The organism is Lysinibacillus mangiferihumi (assembly GCF_003049665.1).
GTDB lineage: Bacteria > Bacillota > Bacilli > Bacillales_A > Planococcaceae > Lysinibacillus > Lysinibacillus mangiferihumi.
Genome location: NZ_PYWM01000041.1, coordinates 15035 through 36677, shown reverse-complemented (window position 1 = coordinate 36677; position 21643 = coordinate 15035). Strand labels below are relative to the sequence as shown.

Annotated in this window: 25 protein-coding genes and 2 riboswitches; of the genes, 7 read left to right on the top strand and 18 right to left on the bottom strand. The window is 35.6% G+C overall.

Annotated elements, in window-relative coordinates; all coding sequences use genetic code 11:
- Positions 1-416: 416 nt before the first annotated feature.
- The 10 genes from C9J37_RS24405 to C9J37_RS24360 form a co-directional block, all read right to left on the bottom strand.
- Positions 417-755, bottom strand: coding sequence for a carcinine hydrolase/isopenicillin-N N-acyltransferase family protein (locus C9J37_RS24405; RefSeq protein WP_268808049.1), 339 nt, complete (start codon positions 753-755; stop codon positions 417-419).
- Complete coding sequence (locus C9J37_RS29785; protein WP_407656269.1) at positions 755-880, bottom strand: hypothetical protein; 126 nt, start codon at positions 878-880, stop codon at positions 755-757. The genes C9J37_RS24405 and C9J37_RS29785 overlap by 1 nt, the downstream gene beginning before the upstream one ends.
- A 505-nt stretch (positions 881-1385) precedes the next feature.
- A complete protein-coding gene (locus tag C9J37_RS24395) occupies positions 1386-1619 on the bottom strand; it encodes a DUF1540 domain-containing protein (RefSeq protein WP_024363339.1) in 234 nt (77 codons plus the stop codon).
- Between the two features lie 192 nt (positions 1620-1811).
- The gene (locus tag C9J37_RS24390; RefSeq protein WP_107897488.1) at positions 1812-3272 is read right to left on the bottom strand and encodes a spore germination protein; all 1461 of its coding nucleotides are present in this window, start codon (positions 3270-3272) and stop codon (positions 1812-1814) included.
- A 140-nt stretch (positions 3273-3412) separates the two neighbouring features.
- The gene (gene ribH, locus C9J37_RS24385) at positions 3413-3880 is read right to left on the bottom strand and encodes a 6,7-dimethyl-8-ribityllumazine synthase (protein ID WP_069511635.1); all 468 of its coding nucleotides are present in this window, start codon (positions 3878-3880) and stop codon (positions 3413-3415) included.
- A 17-nt stretch (positions 3881-3897) separates the two neighbouring features.
- On the bottom strand, positions 3898-4530 hold the full coding sequence (ribB, locus tag C9J37_RS24380; protein ID WP_107897487.1) for a 3,4-dihydroxy-2-butanone-4-phosphate synthase: 633 nt from the start codon (positions 4528-4530) through the stop codon (positions 3898-3900).
- A gap of 47 nt (positions 4531-4577) precedes the next feature.
- Positions 4578-5216, bottom strand: coding sequence for a riboflavin synthase (ribE, locus tag C9J37_RS24375; RefSeq protein ID WP_107897486.1), 639 nt, complete (start codon positions 5214-5216; stop codon positions 4578-4580).
- Positions 5217-5406: 190 nt separating this feature from the next.
- Positions 5407-5532: riboswitch (FMN riboswitch) on the bottom strand.
- A gap of 120 nt (positions 5533-5652) precedes the next feature.
- A riboswitch (FMN riboswitch) is annotated at positions 5653-5778 on the bottom strand.
- Between the two features lie 105 nt (positions 5779-5883).
- Positions 5884-6672 (bottom strand): hypothetical protein, encoded by a 789-nt coding sequence (locus tag C9J37_RS24370; protein WP_107897485.1) that lies wholly within the window; start codon positions 6670-6672, stop codon positions 5884-5886.
- Positions 6669-7574, bottom strand: a complete 906-nt coding sequence (locus tag C9J37_RS24365) for an ABC transporter ATP-binding protein (protein ID WP_107897484.1) — start codon at positions 7572-7574, stop codon at positions 6669-6671. The genes C9J37_RS24370 and C9J37_RS24365 overlap by 4 nt, the downstream gene beginning before the upstream one ends.
- Positions 7558-7809, bottom strand: a complete 252-nt coding sequence (locus C9J37_RS24360; RefSeq protein ID WP_107897483.1) for a PLD nuclease N-terminal domain-containing protein — start codon at positions 7807-7809, stop codon at positions 7558-7560. Before C9J37_RS24360 ends, C9J37_RS24365 begins: the two co-directional genes overlap by 17 nt.
- A 288-nt stretch (positions 7810-8097) precedes the next feature.
- Here C9J37_RS24360 and C9J37_RS24355 point away from each other — a divergent pair, with 288 nt between their 5' ends.
- Both C9J37_RS24355 and C9J37_RS24350 read left to right on the top strand, forming a co-directional pair.
- Positions 8098-8478, top strand: coding sequence for a GntR family transcriptional regulator (locus C9J37_RS24355; RefSeq protein ID WP_107897482.1), 381 nt, complete (start codon positions 8098-8100; stop codon positions 8476-8478).
- Positions 8479-8666: 188 nt separating this feature from the next.
- Positions 8667-9293: an HAD-IA family hydrolase gene (locus C9J37_RS24350; RefSeq protein WP_107897481.1), complete on the top strand. Its 627-nt coding sequence runs from the start codon at positions 8667-8669 to the stop codon at positions 9291-9293.
- A gap of 103 nt (positions 9294-9396) precedes the next feature.
- Here C9J37_RS24350 and C9J37_RS24345 read toward each other — a convergent pair whose 3' ends face one another.
- From C9J37_RS24345 to C9J37_RS24335, 4 genes are all read right to left on the bottom strand, one after another.
- Positions 9397-10362: a VanW family protein gene (locus tag C9J37_RS24345; RefSeq protein WP_107897480.1), complete on the bottom strand. Its 966-nt coding sequence runs from the start codon at positions 10360-10362 to the stop codon at positions 9397-9399.
- A 325-nt stretch (positions 10363-10687) separates the two neighbouring features.
- A complete protein-coding gene (locus C9J37_RS24340; RefSeq protein ID WP_167397427.1) occupies positions 10688-11014 on the bottom strand; it encodes a DUF3997 domain-containing protein in 327 nt (108 codons plus the stop codon).
- A 48-nt stretch (positions 11015-11062) separates the two neighbouring features.
- The gene (locus tag C9J37_RS28575) at positions 11063-11209 is read right to left on the bottom strand and encodes a hypothetical protein (protein ID WP_167397426.1); all 147 of its coding nucleotides are present in this window, start codon (positions 11207-11209) and stop codon (positions 11063-11065) included.
- 5 nt (positions 11210-11214) lie between these two features.
- Positions 11215-11676 (bottom strand): site-2 protease family protein, encoded by a 462-nt coding sequence (locus tag C9J37_RS24335; RefSeq protein WP_103977050.1) that lies wholly within the window; start codon positions 11674-11676, stop codon positions 11215-11217.
- A gap of 772 nt (positions 11677-12448) precedes the next feature.
- Here C9J37_RS24335 and C9J37_RS24330 point away from each other — a divergent pair.
- Complete coding sequence (locus C9J37_RS24330) at positions 12449-13645, top strand: winged helix-turn-helix domain-containing protein (RefSeq protein ID WP_107897478.1); 1197 nt, start codon at positions 12449-12451, stop codon at positions 13643-13645.
- Between the two features lie 160 nt (positions 13646-13805).
- On the opposite strand, the gene C9J37_RS24325 is transcribed toward C9J37_RS24330, so the two are convergent.
- The 4 genes from C9J37_RS24325 to C9J37_RS24310 form a co-directional block, all read right to left on the bottom strand.
- The gene (locus C9J37_RS24325; RefSeq protein WP_107897477.1) at positions 13806-16379 is read right to left on the bottom strand and encodes an ABC transporter permease; all 2574 of its coding nucleotides are present in this window, start codon (positions 16377-16379) and stop codon (positions 13806-13808) included.
- Positions 16379-17065, bottom strand: coding sequence for an ABC transporter ATP-binding protein (locus tag C9J37_RS24320; RefSeq protein ID WP_107897476.1), 687 nt, complete (start codon positions 17063-17065; stop codon positions 16379-16381). Before C9J37_RS24320 ends, C9J37_RS24325 begins: the two co-directional genes overlap by 1 nt.
- An 80-nt stretch (positions 17066-17145) precedes the next feature.
- Entirely contained in the window at positions 17146-18135 is a 990-nt protein-coding gene (locus C9J37_RS24315) for a sensor histidine kinase (RefSeq protein ID WP_107897475.1), read from the bottom strand.
- Positions 18122-18808 (bottom strand): response regulator transcription factor, encoded by a 687-nt coding sequence (locus C9J37_RS24310; protein WP_107897474.1) that lies wholly within the window; start codon positions 18806-18808, stop codon positions 18122-18124. Before C9J37_RS24310 ends, C9J37_RS24315 begins: the two co-directional genes overlap by 14 nt.
- A 335-nt stretch (positions 18809-19143) precedes the next feature.
- Between C9J37_RS24310 and C9J37_RS24305 the strand changes: the two genes are divergently transcribed.
- From C9J37_RS24305 to C9J37_RS24290, 4 genes are all read left to right on the top strand, one after another.
- Complete coding sequence (locus tag C9J37_RS24305) at positions 19144-19341, top strand: DUF6980 family protein (RefSeq protein WP_107897473.1); 198 nt, start codon at positions 19144-19146, stop codon at positions 19339-19341.
- Positions 19342-19424: 83 nt separating this feature from the next.
- Positions 19425-19619 carry a hypothetical protein gene (locus C9J37_RS24300; protein WP_107897472.1) on the top strand — a complete coding sequence of 65 codons (195 nt, stop codon included), beginning with the start codon at positions 19425-19427 and terminating at the stop codon, positions 19617-19619.
- A 158-nt stretch (positions 19620-19777) separates the two neighbouring features.
- Positions 19778-20677, top strand: coding sequence for a hypothetical protein (locus C9J37_RS28795; RefSeq protein WP_201262212.1), 900 nt, complete (start codon positions 19778-19780; stop codon positions 20675-20677).
- Between the two features lie 411 nt (positions 20678-21088).
- On the top strand, positions 21089-21343 hold the full coding sequence (locus C9J37_RS24290; RefSeq protein ID WP_025219126.1) for a hypothetical protein: 255 nt from the start codon (positions 21089-21091) through the stop codon (positions 21341-21343).
- The last annotated feature ends 300 nt before the right edge of the window (positions 21344-21643 follow it).

Genomic DNA, 21643 nt, shown 5'->3' with positions numbered 1-21643 from the left:
TGGTTTTCCCTCAAGATTCATTTTCAATCTTCAATAACTAGACTATTTTCTCGGTACAAATGTACTTGAGCATTATAAATCTCATGAAATTCCTAAAGTATTAGATTTTGGTGAATAATTCAGGTTATACTATAGTAATTTTCGTTTTTTCATGTATATTTTTTAAAAGTACGTTGAAAACAATACATTTATCCAAGTTTATTTTTTAATGTAGTATTGTTATACAAAAAATGGAATAATTTATTTTTCTTTCGAAAAGCGAAATAGCTACAAAACGAAAGGAGAATAGCCCAACAAATGTTACGCCATTCCCCTATTTATTCTATTAAATTATAAACCAAGCCTAACAAATTAGATAGCCTGAATTATGTTTCCTTTTATGGTTTTCGGAAAAATACGTTTACTTCGATAAATTGTTAGTGAGAAAATGATTGTGGCTCAAAATTTTCACCTATTCCAATAACTGTCTGGAGAGTACCAAAGTATTCTTGATATTGTTTAACAAATGATGGAGAATCTCCGTTATTGAAATGATGATATACAGACATTGTCGTACGCTCATCTGCTACATAGCGATTTATAAAGTTTTTTCCCTCCACAACTGCTTTTCCACTTTGATCTGTCATCGAGTAATTGTAGCAATAGCGATGTGGAAGTTTGTTTATTAGTACAATAGCCTCTTCAATATTTTCACACTGTTTCAAGCAATATTTTAACGATTGTAGTCGCCAGAAAGCTATCGCCTTCCCATTCATTATTGACAAAATGCAGCCCTACTACAAGCCCTTTTTCCATCTAACCTACCAATAATTTGCTGGCTAAAACCTACACTGGCATACCCTTTAGACCGTTTAGAAAAAACGAGTCTTGCCTCATACATAACTGGACTAAAATCGTAATTTCTTACATACTTCCCATTGTGTACAAACGAGGTACATCTCATATTTGGAAATATCATATTATAACCACTATACATTTTAATAATGGTTTCATACTGCTGTTCTAAGCCAAACGTTAATCCCTTCAGCTCTTGCAAAAGATTAGGCGAAACATGTCGCAACAGCTCTTGTACCTGCTGTGTATTACAAGTAGCGGATAAAGCTAACAGCTGTTCTTTTTGCGCTAAATACGCATTTGTTATTACTTCGTTACTTTGTTGAAAACCTATTTCATAGGCATCACCTCTTAAAGCTACTACAGATACGATTAATTCTTGATATACCTCCCATGCTGCTATTGGAAGGTCAAGGGTATAAAAAAAGTTGCCTCCCTATAGGAAGACAACCTTTAACGTGACCAAATCAGTAGTAAAAGGTAAAGATAAATTATTTTGGTGAAATAAAGATATTGTCTTTATTTACATTGTCCAAAACAAACGATACCCATTAGCTAAAGTTTTTTTCTTTTGATTTGAATGTTTTACAACACGTATCGGATGATTGAATGGCTGCTGCCTCTTCTGACATTGTATGCAACTCAAAGTCAGAAGCAAACTCCGCATCACGTTTGTTCGTATTACGTTTATCCATGTCGATTGCAATTTTTTCAGCTCCGCAATAATTACCTTTGGCATGGAAAACACAATTTGATACTGCACAGCTAACTTGGACATTCGGCATAACTATCCACCCCTTGTGATTGGTCTTGAAAAATATAGAATGGAAAATCTAATCTATACTCTTCACTTTGTATTTTGTCCAATCGAAAGGTTTTTAAAAGTAAAGCTTAAAAATAACTTCAACATAATCGGTCAATAATATTGCAAGCAGCACATGTGATAGATGTAAATTGTCGTGCTACAAAAAAGACATCTAATTTTTGCTTGATGTCCTCGTCTCATCTTGAGGATGTAAAAATTTTGGTCGTTTGCTATATCCTTTTGGCGATAGACGTATTAAAGTTTTCTTGGTATCGGACCAGTTTAAATTGGCACCAATATTTAAGTACGGAACGCTTAATACACGGATATTCGCAAAGTAAATAAGAATGAAAAACAAGGACAAAAAGAAACCAAATAAACCAAAGAAAGCGGCCATTAAGATGACAAATAACCGGAAAATACTCATTGCAGTGACAAAGGATTGATTGACAAGAGTATATGCTGCAATACTTGAGATGGCAATCACGACAATCATGGAAGGACTCGTTATCCCTGCCTTAATTGCCGCATCTCCGATAATTAGTCCCCCTACAACACTCATTGTTCCGCTCAAAATAGACGGTAAGCGTAGATTTGCTTCGCGAAATATTTCAAACATAAATAACATGAGCAATATCTCCAATACAGTAGGAAAAGGCAAACCAGTACGTGATTGGACAACCGTCGCTAAAAGTAGTACGGGCATCTGCTCTTGATGGTAAGTCGTTAATGCTAGCCAAAAACCGGGTAAAAGCATACTTATTAATATACCTACGATTCGTAACAGTCGCTCTAATGTACCAACTATGGATGGATAATCATTATCCTCACCTGATTTAAAGAGTAGAAACATATTAGGCGGCGTAATAATTGCGTAAGATACGCCATCGACAAAAAGAAGAATCCGTCCTCTGCTTAGCGCTTGTATTGCAAAATCTGGACGACCTGTATAATCATGTCGCGGCAAAATTTTTGCGGTTTTTTCCACACTTTCCATCATTCTATCTCCACTAAACACAACATCTGTATTAATTTTACTTAATTGCTTTTTAAGTTCAGTGACCATATTTTTGTCCGTTATATCACCCATGTATAGGACAGCCACTGTCGTTTTAGAGCGCTTTCCGACTTCCACCGTTTCCACGCATAGGGAATTTGTAGGCAATCGCTTACGAATTAAGGCCACATTAATAAAAACATCTTCTATAAAATCATCTCTCGGCCCTTTTACCACTAGTTCTTGCTTTGTTTCTTCAGGGTTTCGATTTGGTTTTTTAGCAATTTTACTTGAAAATAAAATTTTTTCCCCTTCAAAGTAAAGCAAAACAAACCCTGAATATACACGCGTAATAGCATCATCTAAATTTGTTACCTTTTGAAGATTAGGAATGTGTAAATCGTTTTTTATTTGCTCCTCTAATAATTTTACAGAGCTGTCTTCGAACAAAGCTTGAACTCGATCGATAATGACCTTATTCAATAAAAACTGATCGACCATCGACTCACATGTAATAAAATAAACATGATGTTGTTGAAAGGTAAAGGATTGAAAAATTACGTCAGCAGAGCGTTGAAATAGTTCTTTCAACATTTTCAATTCGATTTCTTGTCCTATTGATTGAATATTCCTCATCTCCTACTGAACCAAATTCAAACAAATTATTTTACTAAAATACCTATAAACATATATTTCCCAATGTCCAAAAAATTATGCAATAAATTTTACGACCATTCAAATAATTCATTGATTCTAAATACAGATTATGCATCCTTTTAGCCAATCATTTTTTGTAAATTAGCCATTTCAATTGCAGACATCGCTGCATCATAACCTTTATTGCCAGACTTTGTTCCAGCACGTTCAATCGCTTGTTCAATATTTTCAGTTGTGACAATACCAAAAATCACTGGTACATTCGTCGAAAGCGATACGTTTGCAATGCCTTTAGCTGATTCGTTGCACACATAATCATAATGCGTTGTAGAGCCACGAATAACTGTACCTAGACCTATAATGGCATCATATTTTTTCGTTTCAGCTAGTTGCTTTGCGATAAACGGTACTTCAAATGCACCTGGTACCCACGCAACATCTATTAAATCATCGTCTACACCATGACGCTTTAGCCCATCTAATGCACCACTTAATAATTTACTTGTTATAAATTCATTAAAACGACCAACGACCACCGCTATTTTCAAATCATTTCCAATTAATTGTGCTTCAAATGTTTTTCCCATCATTTCATTCTCCTCTTTTACATAGTAAGTGAATTTTCTATTTGCATATGTTGACGACGGTATGTTGCTAATGCGTCAATGGAAATCATTTTTAATTTATGTTTTTTTGCATATTTCACTAAATCATCAAAGCGTAACATTTCTCCATTATCGCCCATAATTTCACATATCACGCCAGCTTGTACACTGTTGCAAAGCTTTGCCAAATCGATAGTAGCCTCCGTATGCCCTCTGCGCTCTAATACCCCATTTTCCTTTGCTATTAGCGGAAAAACATGTCCAGGTCTACGGAAATCCGATGCTTGTGCATGTGACGCTAGCATTTTTTGAATCGTCAAAGCACGTTCAAACGCACTAATGCCTGTTGTTGTCTCTTTATAATCAATACTGACAGTAAACGCTGTTTGGTGATTATCAGTGTTATCTACGACCATTGGCTGCAACGCTAATTTTTGTGCAAGTTGCTGTGAAATGGGTGTACAAATAAGCCCCCTACCATATGTCGCCATAAAATTAATCGTTTCTGGTGACATGAACTCTGCAAGAGCCAGTAAATCTCCTTCATTTTCACGGTCTTCATCATCCACGACAACAATCATATTGCCCTGTTTTAACTCGGCAATCGCTTCTTCAATTGAATGTAGCAACATTGCCACCTCCTAATAGATATCACTTTATTTTTTCTTTCTATAGCAGGTTAAAAACCATGCTTCGCTAAGTAATCTTTTGTAATGGTCGACGATTGCTGACCACCCTTTAGCTGGTGAATAATGTACTTGCCTACTAAATCGGTTTCAATATTGACCAGTGCCCCAACATTTTTAATTCCTAGTACGGTTTCTTTGTATGTGTGTGGAATAAGCGATACTGTGACACTGTTTTTTTCAACATGAAAGAGCGTTAAACTTGTTCCATCAATTGTGATTGAACCTTTAGGAATACAATAGCTCGTTAAGTCCTCTGAAAGTTCGATATCAATATAGACTGCATTTGCCATTGGACGTTTGCGTAAAATTTTCCCTACACCATCTACATGCCCTGAAACAAAATGGCCACCAAATCGTCCATTGGCTGGCATTGCACGCTCTAAATTGACTGCATTACCAACAGTTAGTTGCTGTAAATTCGTCGCTTTCACTGTTTCAGGCATTACATCCATTGTTAGCTCTTGGTCACTATAATGAGTTACTGTCAAACAAACCCCATTAACGGCTATACTATCCCCAAGCTTCACATCCGCCACTATTTTGGGCGAAATCACCGTTATTTCCATACTTCGCCCATCGCTTTGCAAGGTTTTCACTGTGCCAATATCCTCAATAATACCTGTAAACATTTTTCCACCTACTTTCTTAACCCTATGTCGTAAACCTTTTGATAGTAATTATTTTAATCCTCCTTCCATTTTTTATAACCGAAACAAAGAAAAAACCCCTTTAACATAAAAGGGGTTTGGGAGTACTTGTACATAAGACGTCACGAAATAAACCTAGTGGATACAAAAATTTTCCACAGGCTGCCATCTCATTGTTCTTCTCCCATCCAGACTATCACTGTCGGTTTTGGATTTGCACCAAATCAGCTTGCGCTCACGGACTTTGAATTGCTTCATCACCGCCGATTGGGAATTTCACCCTACCCCGAAGAACAGATACCTATTCAATTTTCACCTAAATAAAAAACTTCCCAACAGAAGCGATGGGAAGTAGTATGCCATATAAGCGTAGCCAAATAGACCTTTTAAAGTCATACAAATTTAAAAAGCTTATACTTTCATCCTTCTCCCATCCAGACTGTAACTGTCGGTTTTGGATTTGCACCAAATCAGCTTGCGCTCACGGACTTTGAATTACTTCATCACCGCCGATTGGGAATTTCACCCTACCCTGAAGGATATATTATTTAGTTACTTCATACGATAACATTATTTTAATAGATTATCCACCTAAAATTTTTTAATGCCTGCATGCTGATAACTGATTTTGCCATAAAATTGTACTTTATTAATTTTCATGGTATTTCTTCTCCGAAATCCAATAGTGCGAAATTGTTACAGTTAAAGTAATCCATATGAACGTTATCACCATATTTCCATATAGTTGTGAATCCATTGAACCAGTTATTAATACCATCATTGCTTGTTGACTCATGCCAGCAGGATTCACTAAATCAATTATTGGATGTAAACCACTAATGACTTTCAACAGTAGCAAGCAAACAATACTAATTAAAGCTATAACGCCCTGTCCATTAAAAATAGTACTAATCATTGCAGTAAAAGAAATCATAAAAAGTACCCATACTAAGTAAAATCCAAGCGCTAATATCATCGTAAGAAATGGAATATTACTAAACAAGAAATTTACATAAACGTAAGATACAAAATAGCCAAAGGTCACACTAAGCGCTACAAATGAGAAATTAGAAAAGAGTTTTCCACCGATATAGGATCCTACCTTTACAGGCCTTGTTAATATAAAATCAAGCATCCCATTCGCTTTATCTGACTGAATAATGCCCATAATGGCAATAGCAATTACCATAATGCCTAACTGATCAAATTGAGAGCCTAGAGTTGCCGCCATTACTTGTGCTCCATCCTGCTGCATCATTGTAGGGTCAATCGTAATGCCTTGATTTCCACCAAGCGCTGCTAAAATTGATGGTAAATAGTATGTGATTACTGGTTGTGTTGCGCCTAAAAACATAAAAACAAGAGGTAACCAAAGGATCTTAAACTCACGAAACATTTGTACATATTCTTTTCTCGTTAAAATATATAAAGATGTCATACACTCACCACCATCTTTAAAAAGATGTCTTCTAACGTCTCACTGCTTCCAACTTCAAATTTAACGATATCCATGTTGTTGTCCATCGCATCACGAATCAACCTATCTTTATTTTGCTGAATATTATCGAGGGTAATCTTCGCCTTCTTGCCTAATACTTCAACATTTTTAACATATGGGAGCTTTTCAATGATTTGTACCCAAAGCATATTATGTGATGCCAATTCAAGATGCACAACCGCTTGGTGATTGTTAGTTAATTTATCTAATGTCGTATCCTCAATTTTCTTACCTTGTTTCATAATGACAAAGCGTTCACATATTTCTTCCGCATCCCCTAAAATATGAGTAGATAATAGGATAGTCGTTTCATGTTTAATTTCTTGTATTAAATTTAAGACCTCTCTTCTGCCTATTGGATCTAATGCCGATACAGGCTCATCCATGACAATAAAAGATGGCTTATGTAACAGTGTTTGGGCAATGCCCAGCCTTTGCTTCATTCCCCCAGAAAATGTTTGAACTTTCTCATGTTGTTCATTTATAAGCCCAACTTTTGTTAAAATAGCTGGCACTTCCTCCATAAGCTCTTGTTTTGTTATGCCAGATAACTGTCCCATAAAAAAGAGTGTTTCTGTAGCTGTCATCCAATGAAAGAAATCAGGATATTGTGGAAGGTAACCAATTTCTTTTTTCATGGTTGAAATTTTTTTCCCATCTAGAAGGACTTCTCCTTTTTCCGCATATAAAATATCTGCAATAATTTTGATTAACGTAGACTTTCCAGCACCGTTAGGTCCAATAAGCCCTACACATTGTCCAGTTTCAACCACCATCGAGAAATTATTGACTGCTGTCTTTGCCTTAAATGTTTTAGTCACCTCTTTAATTTCTAACTTCATGATGTATCGCTCCTTTTCGTCCAATAGTGAAATATAGAATTGGACCAATGGTATTAAAAAATAAAATAATGATTGTCCATAATACAACATTTGTTCTTACTTCTCTGTGTCGATACAAATCAATTAATGCAACAAGGATAAGGATGAAACCAACCATCATAAATGGCCATATAACCTGTAATACAGCCAACCAATCAATTTCATTTAAATCATTTAACCCATAGTGAAGTTTCAATTAAAACGCTCCTCTCAATTTTCATTATCATTACTAATAATGATAACATTAACACACATTTTTTGGAATTGCACTTGTTATTTTATTAAATGATATGCTACAGTCATTATTATCTATAATGATAATATTATCATTATAGATAATAATTTTTACATTAATTTTACTGCCAAAATTGTTAAAAGGAGAAAATCGCGTGAAAATGCACCCGATAAGAATTCAAACTAGTCAAACGCAAAAAGAAACTGCTACAATGCCTATTCCAAATTTGTTTATTTTAGGGGGAATACTATGCTACCTATTCAGATAGATACCAATAGCCCATTGCTATTATATATGCAGGTCGGCAATCAACTAATTGAACAGATTGCAAAAGGACATATTCAAGACGATGAAATGCTTCCTTCCATTAGAAATATGGCGCAAGATATAGGAATCAATATACATACCGTTTCAAAAAGCTATCGTGAACTTGAGAAAAAAGGGATTATCAAGATGGAAAATCGCTTGAAAGCAACCGTTATCGCTCGTTCAAATCGACGGTTAGACGAAACCCAATTACATCATCTCGAACTTTCTATAAAAAACATGATAATGGAAGCTTATGTAATGGGTTATAGCAAGAAACAAATCAAACAATATATCACAAAAGTATTAGACCAAGTGCAGTAATTTACCTGCTGAATAGGTAATGGTACTAATGTCTGTTTTGTATCCTTCCCCCTCATAATGTATGAAATCAGATAGTGTATACTAATTCATTTCTTTTTTTCCGCATTCATGTCATCATGAACGAATGACTATATTGATTTAAGTATTATTAATGGTAAAGCCAAATACCCTTTAAGGAGACATATACAATGAAACATATAATATTTGATTTTGATGGCACGCTTGCGGATTCCACGGCAGTGTTTGCATCTGTATGGAATACGATTGCTAAAAAACATAAATTCAAAGAAGTACAGTTAGAAGATATTGATGCACTAAAGAAATTATCGATTGCTGAACGAAGTAAATTATTTAACTTCCCGTTACACAAACTACCTACTATACTACCGCAATTTTATCGTTTATATCAGCAATCATTACAAGATGTTCATTTATTTCACGGTATGAAAGAGGTCATACAGGAACTTGATAAGAAAGGTTATACAATTGCCATTATTTCCTCCAATTCCAAAGATAATATTTTGGCGTTTTTACAAACTAATGGTATCGACCATGTATCCGAAGTACTTTGTTCAAGCCGTATTTTTGGGAAAGATAAAGTGATAAAAAAGTATTTAAAACAAGCCAATTTAAAAACATCCGATGTTTTATATGTTGGGGATGAGCAACGTGATATTGTCGCCTGCAAAAAAGCAGGTATTCCAATTATTTGGGTTGGTTGGGGATATGATGCCATTGAGATTGTTCAATCAGCAGAACCCGATTACAAAGTATTTACTCCTGCAGAAATACTAACTATTATTGAAGGTTTATGAACCACTTTCACCACTGCTTAGGCACTAAAAAAGACACTCTTTATAAGTGCCTTTAAATAGAAGAGAAGTTGATTTTTGAATTAGTTTTACATCAACTTCTTCCTCATTGCCGTGTTGGCTTTTTTAAAATTTCTTGGTATTTTTCCGATGTTCTTACTTCAACTGTCAGAAAATCTTGTCCATAGGTTGCCTTAATTAAAATTGGTACATCACTCGTGTTTTGAAATCTAAAATCTAAACCACCATAGGACACCGTTGCATCCCTTCCCTTTGGAACGTATCCTACATCTAATGAATGATGGTGTCGCTCCACAAATTTAATCGGGAGTTGATCGACTGCATTAAACAATGTTGAAGATGTTTGGCAAATCCCCCCACCAATGCCCATAACAAGCTTTTTATTAATAATTTCAGGTGCGGGCTGATAGCCATTCGCTTCATCTCTAGGGCCTACAACAGTATTAAACGAAAAAGTATCTCCGCTACCAACTATCACATTGTGAATGGCTTTTGCTGAAAGTTCAATATTTTTATTTCTTCCGACATCCGCTCCATTGAAGTAGGTTGTATAAGAAGCCACTACAACATCCTCTAAATATGGTATGTCTTCAAGGTAATACCCACTTTCAGTAATATACAGTGGCATTTCTACTGTGCCACCCGTTGCTGATGCTGCCATAATTTTCTCTACCAATTCACTTTCTTTTAAAATAACTAATGGACTACCTTTTATAATCCGACCATTGTCATCGACTTTATCAAGCATCATTCGCTTATCAAAACCAACTTTTGTTTCTGTGCCTCTCGCTAATTGTTGTGCCAATTGTTCAATGTTCTTTTTATACGAGACTGGGTCTGTTTCAAAGCCTAATTCTATGGGCGATACGATGTGGATGATTTCTTTTGATTGTGGATTAACAATTTCAACCACTACAGGACCTACTTCCTGCTCCTTGTCCTGCGTGTACATAACGGGTTGTTGCACGTCGTCTTTTTCAATTTGTTCGTGCTTTATTTTATCCTGACAACCTGCTAAAGCCATTACACAGCCTATAAAAAATACAACCATCCATTTTTTCAAGTTTAAACACCTACCTCCAACTTACTTACAGCAACATCTTATTCGACTCGTTAGGATAGTGTGTTTCTTTTCTTAGATTTTTATTGATGTATATCCAATTGAAAAGTATCTTTTTGCACAGTTTAACGAAAAAACACCCCACAAAAGTTTAGATACTTACTTTTGTGGAGTGCTTTTGTGTAAATAAGTTTGTCATTATCAAATAGTACTTATGTAACTTTCTGGACAATAAGATAACAATTATACATGTTTATATTTAATTATTGTATATCTTCTACCAGTTTCAATTCTAAGTTAGTAATATCATACTCTTTTATTTTTTTTGAAAGTCATTAAGAATAAAAGGTCCTTCTACATATTCATCTTTAACATTTAAAATCCAGTAAAAATACTCTTCATTAGGGTAAGCCTGCTGTTTTGCAATTATGTAATCTTTATTCCAACCAACTTCTACAACTTTTGCAGGAATAACATTCTCATCCCACATTCCTTCACCATTCTTACTTTTAGGTGCAATCGTAATATTATGACTTGAAGTTCGCAAAAGTGAATAATTCCCAGATAAGTCAATACTATAATCTCCTAAACCGGCACAACCACTTATGAATAAACAAATCAGAATTACTATCCATCTTTTCATAATAACCTCCATCTCTAATAATGTTATGAATACTTATTCATTATAAAATTAGATTATATATATTTCACTAAACAGAATATCTAATATAGAATCTCCCATTATGTTAAACTCTTTAGACTCAGAAAATATATTTAGATTCTTTTTTTCTTCCTCAAATTTATATTGATATCCGTTTAAACTCAGTAATTCTTGCATCAAAATCACTTCCTAACACTATTTTTAATAAGATTTATTATCTGTAAACCATCACTTTCCAATCCATCTTCTCTAACCTTATGTGGTATTAAAGAAAAAATTGCCATTAAGTATGATACGACAATAAACCCTCTATACCAGTCAGCCCATTCTACGTTACCAACTATCCAAACTAAAGTTGCAGATACTATATTAATAGCTGGTCCCCCTAAACTTATTAAAATTTTTTTTGTCGTATTTATTTCATTTTCAAATTCATAATTAATTCGCCCTGTATACCACCATCCAATTGCTCTTATTCTAAACACCTTATATCGAAATAACATATCACCTGCACCTAAACATATATAATTAATTTTCCCACCGAATAGCTTGACAAAAATTGCATGTCCATATTCGTGAATGATTACAACAAAGGGAGCATAAACGAAATGAGCAATAATATTAACTAATGAGAAATCAAACATATCATCCTTCTCCTTAATCTGATTTTTATAAAATTTCAAAACTATATACTTTATATCCAATTCTTTTTTAAAGTAGAAAGTGGAAGTCACATAATAAAAAAGAGATAACTGCTATAACTCTAAAAAATTCTATTATTTTAATATTAGAATGTAACGATAATGACAAGCATTATAGGCATTGAATGTATCTTATAATTACTTTCCATAATCACCCCTTTAAATTTTCCTTTTCCAAATCCCCAATTTCGTTCTCAAGAATCTTTATTAAGTAACATCAAACAATAGACTGAACAATGCGATTTTATTTATAAAATAATTCATTTTTCTTTATATTTCAACAATTTAGTATATTGATTTTTCATTTTTTACAAACGATTTTTACAGCAATTTACTCTATTAAAAATCTATCTTTTTTAGAATTCCATATGTAAAATCACCTTTCCTGTGGAGGAAAACAAAAGGATAGTACATTATTTGCTCTTTTCTCACACGTCCATCAAATAAGAAAAGAACATACGTTTGTGTATTTTCACTGTATTCTGTATAATAAAACAGAAATGGTGCTAAGAGGAGAAGTTTGGATGTATTAGGGATGATGTTTTAATGGCATTTGCAGTGGCTGGAAGGAACATTGCAAGTATGCCAAATTAGAATAAGCTATTTTGTAAGAAGCATGCTACACTGACTATCCGTAAAAAAATTTCACTTCACGGTTTCGTTTTTTGTTCTCCACTCCCCTGAATTACACTAAAACTAGAGAGTAGGTGCATAGATGATTCACTTAACAAACCGCCAGGCACGGCAATTTCTGTTGTTGAAACACGGACTTTTGGACGACTATAAATTTAGCGGGAAACGGGGTGTATTGGACTTTACTCGACAAGTTGGTTGTATTCAATACGACCCCATCGATGTTTGCGGAAAGAATGCCGAATTGGTGTTACAGTCCCGAATCAAAGAATTTACTAAAGGAATGCTCGCCGATTTGCTGTATGAGGAAAGAAGCCTTGTCGATTATCCCGACAAGAACCTCGCTATTATCCCTGTTGAGGACTGGCCGTATTTTGAACGCTATAGAGAAGCTGCAAGACAACATGCCAAACGCTATCCCGAAATGGAAGCGTTAACAACGCTAGTACGGGCTCATATCCAAAATCACGGTGCACTAAGTTCGGATGATTTAAAATTGGATGGAGATTTCTCTTGGCAATCAGCCATTCACTGGAGTAGCGGAAACAATCCATCTCGCTCAGTACTGGAACAGATGTATTCAACGGGTGAGTTGATTATCCATCATAAAAAGGGCAGCCGTAAATATTACGATTTAGCCAAGAAGTACATACAGCCAAATCTGCTGACTGCATCAGAGCCCCTAGTTGATGAACTTGCGCATTATAAGTGGCGGGTACTACGTCGAATCGGCTCGGTCGGTCTCTTATGGAATCGTGCGTCAGATGCATGGTTGAATATTTGGGGGTTGAAAGCAGCACAACGCAAAGAGGTTTTTAACCAGCTATTGCAGGAAGATCGTATTGTTGCCGTTACTGTGGCGCAAATGAAGGATATGCTGTATTGCCTTGCGGAGGATTTACCGCTTATTGAAGTGGTTTTGCAAAATCCAGAACCGAAATGGCGTTGCGAGCTGATTGCGCCGCTCGATAATTTCCTTTGGGACAGAAAACTAATTACCACATTGTTTAACTTTGATTATACGTGGGAGATTTACACACCTGTAAGCAAACGAAAATTCGGCTATTATGTACTACCTCTATTATATGGAGAGCGCTTCATTGGACGAGCCGAGATTATCGCAGAGAGAAAAACTAGCACACTCATTGTTAAAAACATCTGGTACGAGAACAGTGTGAAGCAAACAACTCAATTGCGAACTGCTTTAAACAGCTGTCTCAAAAAATTTGCTACCTTTAATGGGTGTGAGACTATTTCGGTAGAGTCTTTGAACGAATAGCCATAATTTTTTACCATATAGGCGATATAACATACTTAATCTATACCCTATTATGACATCATATAATTGTTACAGAGTTGGATGCCCAAAGTAAAAACGGCAGTTCTGAAATGATTCAAAACTGCCGTTTAGGTCTATAGCTATTCGCTACATTTTAAAATTAATTCATATCATCACGCAATGCATCAACGATATTTTCTTTTTTAATCAAGCGAAGTGCGTACATTGTTGTAATAAATATGACAAGGAATACCCCCAGTACGCTAATGCCCATACTGCTCCAAGGGAATGTGAATGCAACTTCCGCTCCACCGATAAACATCCCTTTATAGATTAGCCAAGCTAAAACACCTGAAATAGGGAGTCCAAATAGTAATGTTTGGAACCCATAAAGAACACATTCAAAGCGCATCATCTTATTGAAATCACGATTGGACATACCAACTGAGCGAAGCATCGCAAGCTCTCGTCTACGCAATCGAATATTCGTAGAAATGGTGTTAAACACATTGGCGATTGCAATAAGTGACATCATTATGACGAAAACAATGGTGAACAAATCAATGATGAAGATAATATTGCGGTTCTGGTCAAATATTTCATTGGCATTGTATATCGAATATTCGTATGAGGTTTCTTCCGATTCGATTATTTTTTTCATTTCATCAACTGACTGCGACGCATCCTTTGATAGGAACGTTAAGCCCCGATCCATCGGAACATCCGCTAGTGCCCATGTATCGATTAATTGATATGGTGCAACAATCATAAACGTGTACGGTCTTACTTCAGACGGTAGCTTTGGTAATGGATCGACAGGATACGTATCGACAAATGTAATCGTTACATTTCGCTCTTCATTTAAGGTTGCGCTAGTATTTGCGTTTGGTGTAATAACTAAATTCATTGACTGTTTTGTAAACATATCTATTATGTTGTCTTTTTCCGATGCAGTAGCCGTTTTATTTTTCACTTTGGCAACAGCAATGACTTTCGCATTTTCCCCTGTATATTCAGCTATATCTAAACCTAGGCTTTTAATAAAATCTAGGTAAACACTATCCTCTAAAAACTGCATGTCCAGCGGTACATCAATCGTCTGATCGAGCTCACCATAACCTGCTGCTTGACGGTAGTCTGCTGAGAAATCATGTAAGTTAATTTTACTTGCATATTCCATCATGGATTGATAAGAGCCTTTATAAACCCCATCTACATTTTGTAGTTTGTCAAATAGCTGAAATGAATCGTTTTCTTTCATGTTCTCACTAAAGAACATAATATCGTAATCCGTATTGACAACGGATGACTCTGCAGCCTGCTGGAGCGTTGTTTTAAATGCGCTAGACGATACAAACATAACTACACTTAATATAAGTGATAGGACGATACTGCGATATCGCCTTTTGTTTCGTTTAAAGTTTTTAAGCGCAAGTGTGCGTTCTAAGCCGTAAATACGCTCCATCCATTTAGACGTATTAATGACTTTTGATTCCACTTTAATTTCATTTGTTTGACGAATACAAGCCATAACAGGGGTGTTGGCAGCTTTGCGTGCTGGGATATAAGCTGAAATTAAAATGGTCACCAAACTAATAACGACTGCGGCAATGATTATAGGCATCGAAACTGTCAAAGTTAAAGGTACATTGTCATAGGCGATATTTTCGAAATTTTTCGACACAAGAGAAAGGACGCCCTTGATACTCGGTATACCAACTAGTACACCGATTGGTATACCAACAGTGCCAATACAAAGCCCTTCAAATAATACGGAATTTCGCAACTGTTTTGCCGTTGCACCCACTGACATCAAAATTCCATATTGTCGCATACGTTCGTTTAAGGAAATAGAAAACGCATTGTATATAAGGAAAACTGAACCGAGCATAATTAAGGCAACTAAAATGCCACCAATTGAGTAGAGTAGACGATTGAATGTTTTATCATTTGACAGACCCATAAATCGTAACACGTTGTCATTTGTAACAAATTGATGGTCAGTTGCGAATTCATCTGCATAATCATGCACTTTACGAGGACTTTTCATTTTAATAAAGGTACTAAAGCTACTCGCTTTTTTCATAGCATCGGTTGTTGTGATTAACGTATAACCAGGTGCCTTTACCTCTTCGAATCCAGGTCGTTTGAATGTCCCAACGACTGTGTAGTTTTTCTGACGCTCAGCTACAAAGCTTTCTGGATTAGTTGAAAGGTAAGGATCATATTGTGAGAGCTGTTTATCCCCGCTCATACGTCTTCCAACATTCAGTGCAAGGGTATTACCAACAGAAATCGTCACGCCCCCATTTTCCTTAAGGTGTGAAGGAATGAGAATTTCTGTGTCATTTTTAGGGTATCGGCCAGAAGTGAGTGTAATGGGTAAATGGGCATAAGTGTCTTGGTCGAAGCCAGCAATAAATAGATACGGCTTGTTGACGTTTTTTCCCCCCTCCAGTTTGGCGTAACCAATGTTTTCAAAAGTAATTGTGTTGGCTATTCGATTATCTTCATTTTGTTGTTCGATAAATGTAGCGTCAACATTAGAAAATCCAACGTGCCAATCGCCATATTTTATAATTGAGCCATTAATCATGTAGTTTTGCAGGGAGGTCGCAAAGGTCGTAACGCCTGTAATCATTGCGGCAGATAAAATAACGCCAATAATGGTCACTATCGTTCGCGTGCGGTTTTTTAGTAAACTTTGCAAGGCGACTTTATTGAAAATATTCATTATCTTGCCACCCGTTTCTCATCTCGAATGACTTTGCCATCAGACATGGAAATAATCCGATCCGCTTGTAGAGCGATATTTTCATCATGCGTGACTACAATCAGAGTTTGCTGATATTTTACGTGGCTGGATTTTAACAAACGCATAATTTCATGCCCATTTTTGCTATCTAAACTACCCGTAGGTTCGTCAGCTAACATCACGGCTGGCGCGTTCATCAGTGCACGTCCAATCGCAACGCGTTGCTGCTGACCACCTGATAGTTGATTTGGTAAATGGTTTTTTCGCTCTTTGAGTCCAAGTAAGTTTAATAAATCCATTAATCGTTCTTCATTCACGTTGCGTCGATCCATCAAAATCGGTAATGTGATATTTTCTACGACATTCAACGTAGGAATAAGGTTATGAAATTGATAAATCAGACCAACTTCTCGACGCCGGAAAATTGCAAGTTTTTCATGATTTTGAGCATACACATCTTGTCCGTTCAAGTAAATTTTTCCGCTTGTCGGTACATCTACGCCAGCAATTGCATGTAGTAATGTCGATTTACCTGAGCCAGATGAACCGATAATGGCAGTAAATTCCCCTTTTTCTATCGTAAGTGAAACATTGTCCAATGCTGTAATTAGATTTTCACCTTGCCCATATGTTTTGCATAAGTTTTCAATTTTTAAAAACTCCATTATGTGAGCCTCCTTTTGTGCTGTACCCTTATAATAGAATTTTCAACTTACATCTTCGTGACTTTAAAGTGAGAGATTCGTCACTTTGGGAAACGAATAGAAAAAATTGCGCCACCTTGCGGATGATTTTTGGCACTAATAGTTCCCCCTTGGCGCGTAATAATGGTTTTGCAAAGCGCTAGGCCAATGCCATATCCTGTCGTGCTCGTATTTTTCCCGCGGTAAAATCTTTCGAATAAGTAGGGTACATCTTCTTTTTTAAAACCTGGTCCACTATCATGCAAGGTGATTTCTGTAAACAGTATATTTTCCTCACAAGCAATTTGAATCGTGCCGTTATCGCCTGTACTCTCAATGCAATTTTTTAAAATGTTTTGAATGGCCTCTGAAAGCCAACCGAAATCTCCATGAATAACTAGTCTGTCCGCTATATTAACTTGTGGTGTAATATTATGTAAATCCATCGACATAAGAAATGGATGTAGCGAATCCTTTATTAAGGTTGCGACATCGAATGGTTCCATTTTGAAATTTACAATACCTGCATCTAAACGTGATAATTTCAGCAGAGAGGTTAATAGCCAATCCATTTGTACAAATAATTTTTGTATATCCCATAGCAAAGTTTTACGCTCATGTTCAGCTGGATTGTTCTTCAGTAAAGATACAATCAAATTCGCTGAAGTAAGCGGTGTACGGAGTTGGTGTGCAATATCGGCTAGTGAATCAGCTAGATATATTTTCTCTTTTTTCAGTGCTTCATTTTGTTCTCGTATGCGAAGCGTCATTTTAGTGATTTCATTTTGTAAAATAGACAGCTCGCCTTCTTCTGCATTACTAATAAACAGATGATCTGTATTATGAAGCACTAAATTTATTTGCTCTGAAATTTGTGTAATCCTTTGATAATGCGCTTTTGTAAATAAGAAAAATATGGTGCCAAACGCGGCACAAGTAGAAAGTATTAATAGGCCAGCTAAGGGCTGGATAGTAAAACCTAAAATGGCGGTAACGATTGTGATGCCGCAAAATAAAAGTGTAAATTGCCGAATCTCCCTATTCCGCAACATGGCTAGCTCCTATTCGGTATCCTGTACCACGAACAGTTAAAATGTATCGCGGATTGCCAGGATCTGTCTCAATTTTTTCTCTTAAGCGTTTAATATAGACAGTTAGGGTATTGTTCGTTACAAATTCGCCCGATGCATCCCATAATTCGTCCAATAGCCTGTCTCGAGTAATAATGCTTTTAGGGTTATTTATAAACACTAATAATAATCGGTATTCAAGCGCAGAAAGAAAAACTTCTTGCCCATCCTTTTTGACAACGCCACTCGTTGGATCAACATGAAGGTCCCCCATTTCAAAGACAACTGGAGAATGGCCGTTTTTTCGTAATGCTGTTCCAATTCGAGCAATCAATTCGCGTGGACGAAAAGGTTTAGTAACATAGTCATCAGCCCCTATGTTCAGCCCCGTTACAACACTGCCTTCATCGCCAGAAGCTGTTAGAAAGATTACTGGAATGTTCTGAGTTTGCTTGATATCCGTGCAGACTGCAAAGCCGTTGCCATCAGGAAGTGAAATATCAAGCAATGCCAAGTCATATTTCTGCGCAGCAAGCATGAGTATGGCTTCTTTTTGCGTCGCAGCATGGGTGATGGTAAATCCTTCAGAGCGGAGTAAAAGAGCGAGGTTTTTCGCAATTTCCAAATCGTCTTCAACTAAAAATATATGTTTCATTTATTATCACCAACCTTTATTAGCATATTTTGTATTTTTAATATATAGATTTTCTGTTTTAATCGGACCATAATCCATACTTCAACACCTCTGAAATTGATTTCAAGAGAAATCATACCATGTATCTCAATGAATCCGTACAGACTATAAAGTTTTTGCATTAAATTAAGCTGTGGTACCTGTCACACACTTTTCATGGATTACGTCGCACTTATGCAACGTTTCGATTAAAATAGACAATGATTGGAACTGTGAAGTATTGAAACGAACCTATCCAATAAAGGCGCCAAGTGTGCCGAAATTGGGTCCGTTTACTTTAGGAAAAGAGGTTGAATATGACGAAACAACATTGTTGTGAGTATATGGATTACCATGCAAATTTCAAATGTGACATGCATATCGATTCATTTGATTGTCCTGACAAAATAATCATTTTTTCGGATAAAGATAATACATACGGTTTGATTATTCATGATGGCGGTTCTTCAAGTATAGCAATTGAATTCTGTCCATGGTGTGGTTCTAAATTATAGATAGTTGTTCATTGGTGCATGTGTTTATCGAATACATGAATAGTAGAATCAGATACTGAAATTATATTGAGGGAGAGTTATAAATGAAAAAAATTAGAGCAATATTTATTGGCGATGTCAGATTTGACCACTGTCCAGTGTTTGAACTTAATGTTGAAACAAATTATTTTGAAATGCTGATTGATAAAGAACTTAGATATGAAAAAGAAGTTGTAGAAGAAGATAATGATTTTTTAGTTTTTGAAATAGAAAACGATGTCGCAACATTGATTAAATAAAAAAGGTCAATTGTGGAATATGGTCCACTTCTTTTGCGGTTCCCAATGTAAAATATGGATAATCAATATACCTGTTTTTCGGAATGATCTTAATGGTAGCGTAACCCTTATAATAAAAGGAAGAATATTTATAGTCACGTGTGAAAGGTGGATATATAGTGAAAGTTGTTGGAACAAAAAGTGGTAAATTTAAATTAAAAAAGAACAACTCGCATGTAAATGCTAATAAAACATTACGCGCAAGTGATGTGCAACAGATAGATTTAACGTCGTTTCCAATTGTGAAAGATTTCGAAATACTAGTAACAGATGATAACCTGATCTCATTTTATAGTGCGAAAAGAAAGGAACAACTAACGACTTTCCCTCGATATTATGTATTGGAAGAATGGGATGAAGAAGATATCCCATTAGGAACTCGCACGGCGCCGTATATTGATCAAGAGGAAAGCTGGCAAGTAAGGATATTCGAGGAAAATGACTTCGTTTATATTTTGCAGGGCCATAATAAAAAGATACATACATGGTATAAAACACCGAGAAAAGCATATTTGAAACAATGGCTAAAACTATTGAAGCGATACTGGCAAAAAAATATCTTCATTGGAACAACGAGTGGGGAATTGAATATTAGAAGCGTCAATCAAGAAGCACATATTAATAATGGGGAACGGTTAAAAAAAATATATAGTCATAATTTACATAAGCTAAATTTGGCATCTTTCCCAATTGTAGAAGATTTTGAGATTTTAGTGGGGAAGAAAAACTTCGATTATTTGTATTTTTATAGTGCCAGTAGAAATGAAATACTGAACAATTTTTGGGGCTTTTCTTCATTTCTTTATTTTTTGAGCAGAGCGAATATTTCAATCGATAAGCCTTTTAGTGACATTGATCAAGGCTGGCAAGTTATCCTATTTGAGGATGGAGAATTTGTATATGTATTAAGTGGTGGCGAATATAAAAACAAGAAAAATAGTATGAAAAAATGGTACAAAGTAAAAAAAGAAATATTTGAACTTGAGTGCTGTAAGTTGCTACAAGAAAATTTTCGCTAGTTTAGAATGATAGCTTGTCTGGTAAGCTTACGCACTACTATCTCCTTGCCCTTACTTCTCACCTTCTAGCGAACCCTTCTTGTCACAGTGCTTCTCACTTAAAGTAGAGATGTGAGACCTTCTTGGGTCACCTCAATTCTCTTTCCCCTCGTATCTAGTACTCTTATCAAACTGGTATTATAGTGGTTTGTACTTCAAGTTGATACTGGGGTAGCGTCTGAAAAATGCAGATTCACAACGATACGTGCAAACTAAACCAATATTTAGTATATATTGTTATTGTTACATTTGAAGTGTTTCGTGACAATAAAGTCGTTTAATTCATAAAGTAATTGAATACTATGCATGAAGGTGCTCCACACACAAGCCTGCTTAATTAATAAACTTATTGATTTAAAGGGGGTTACATTTTTGAACAAAAATATATTAGGCGTTTTATCAGTTTTAACAGTAGCAATAAGTATCATTTTTTTCTTTATCATCAGAGGACCTAACGCAAACTTAACTTTGGGTATAAACGTGTTTACAGTGCTTTCTGTACTAGGCATTATCTTTGCTATCTTATCTAAAAAACTATGGTTTATTATTACAGGCATCTTGTTAAATGGTGCTGTGTTAGTATTTGTTTATTTTCTGTTGCTTGCAGTAGGAATTAGTGAACCATAAAAAAATAAACGTCAAGAAAATGGCGTGATTGTTGTATATCCTCTTTTCTGATTCAGCTAACGTCTGTTTAAATTTTAAGGATTTATAACATTTACATAAATAAACCTACTAACGTTCCCAAATACTGTTACGTTAGTAGGTTATAATGAATATAAAATGGTTTTAGGAGTTACTTATTTATTATATCTTTCAAAATGGAGTAAAGCTAAAGACTATTTGCGTTCAAGAGTGGATTTTCAGTTCATTCATAATAGACGTGCGCATGACCGGCTGGCAGAGCCGTCATTACTTTGAAACTCC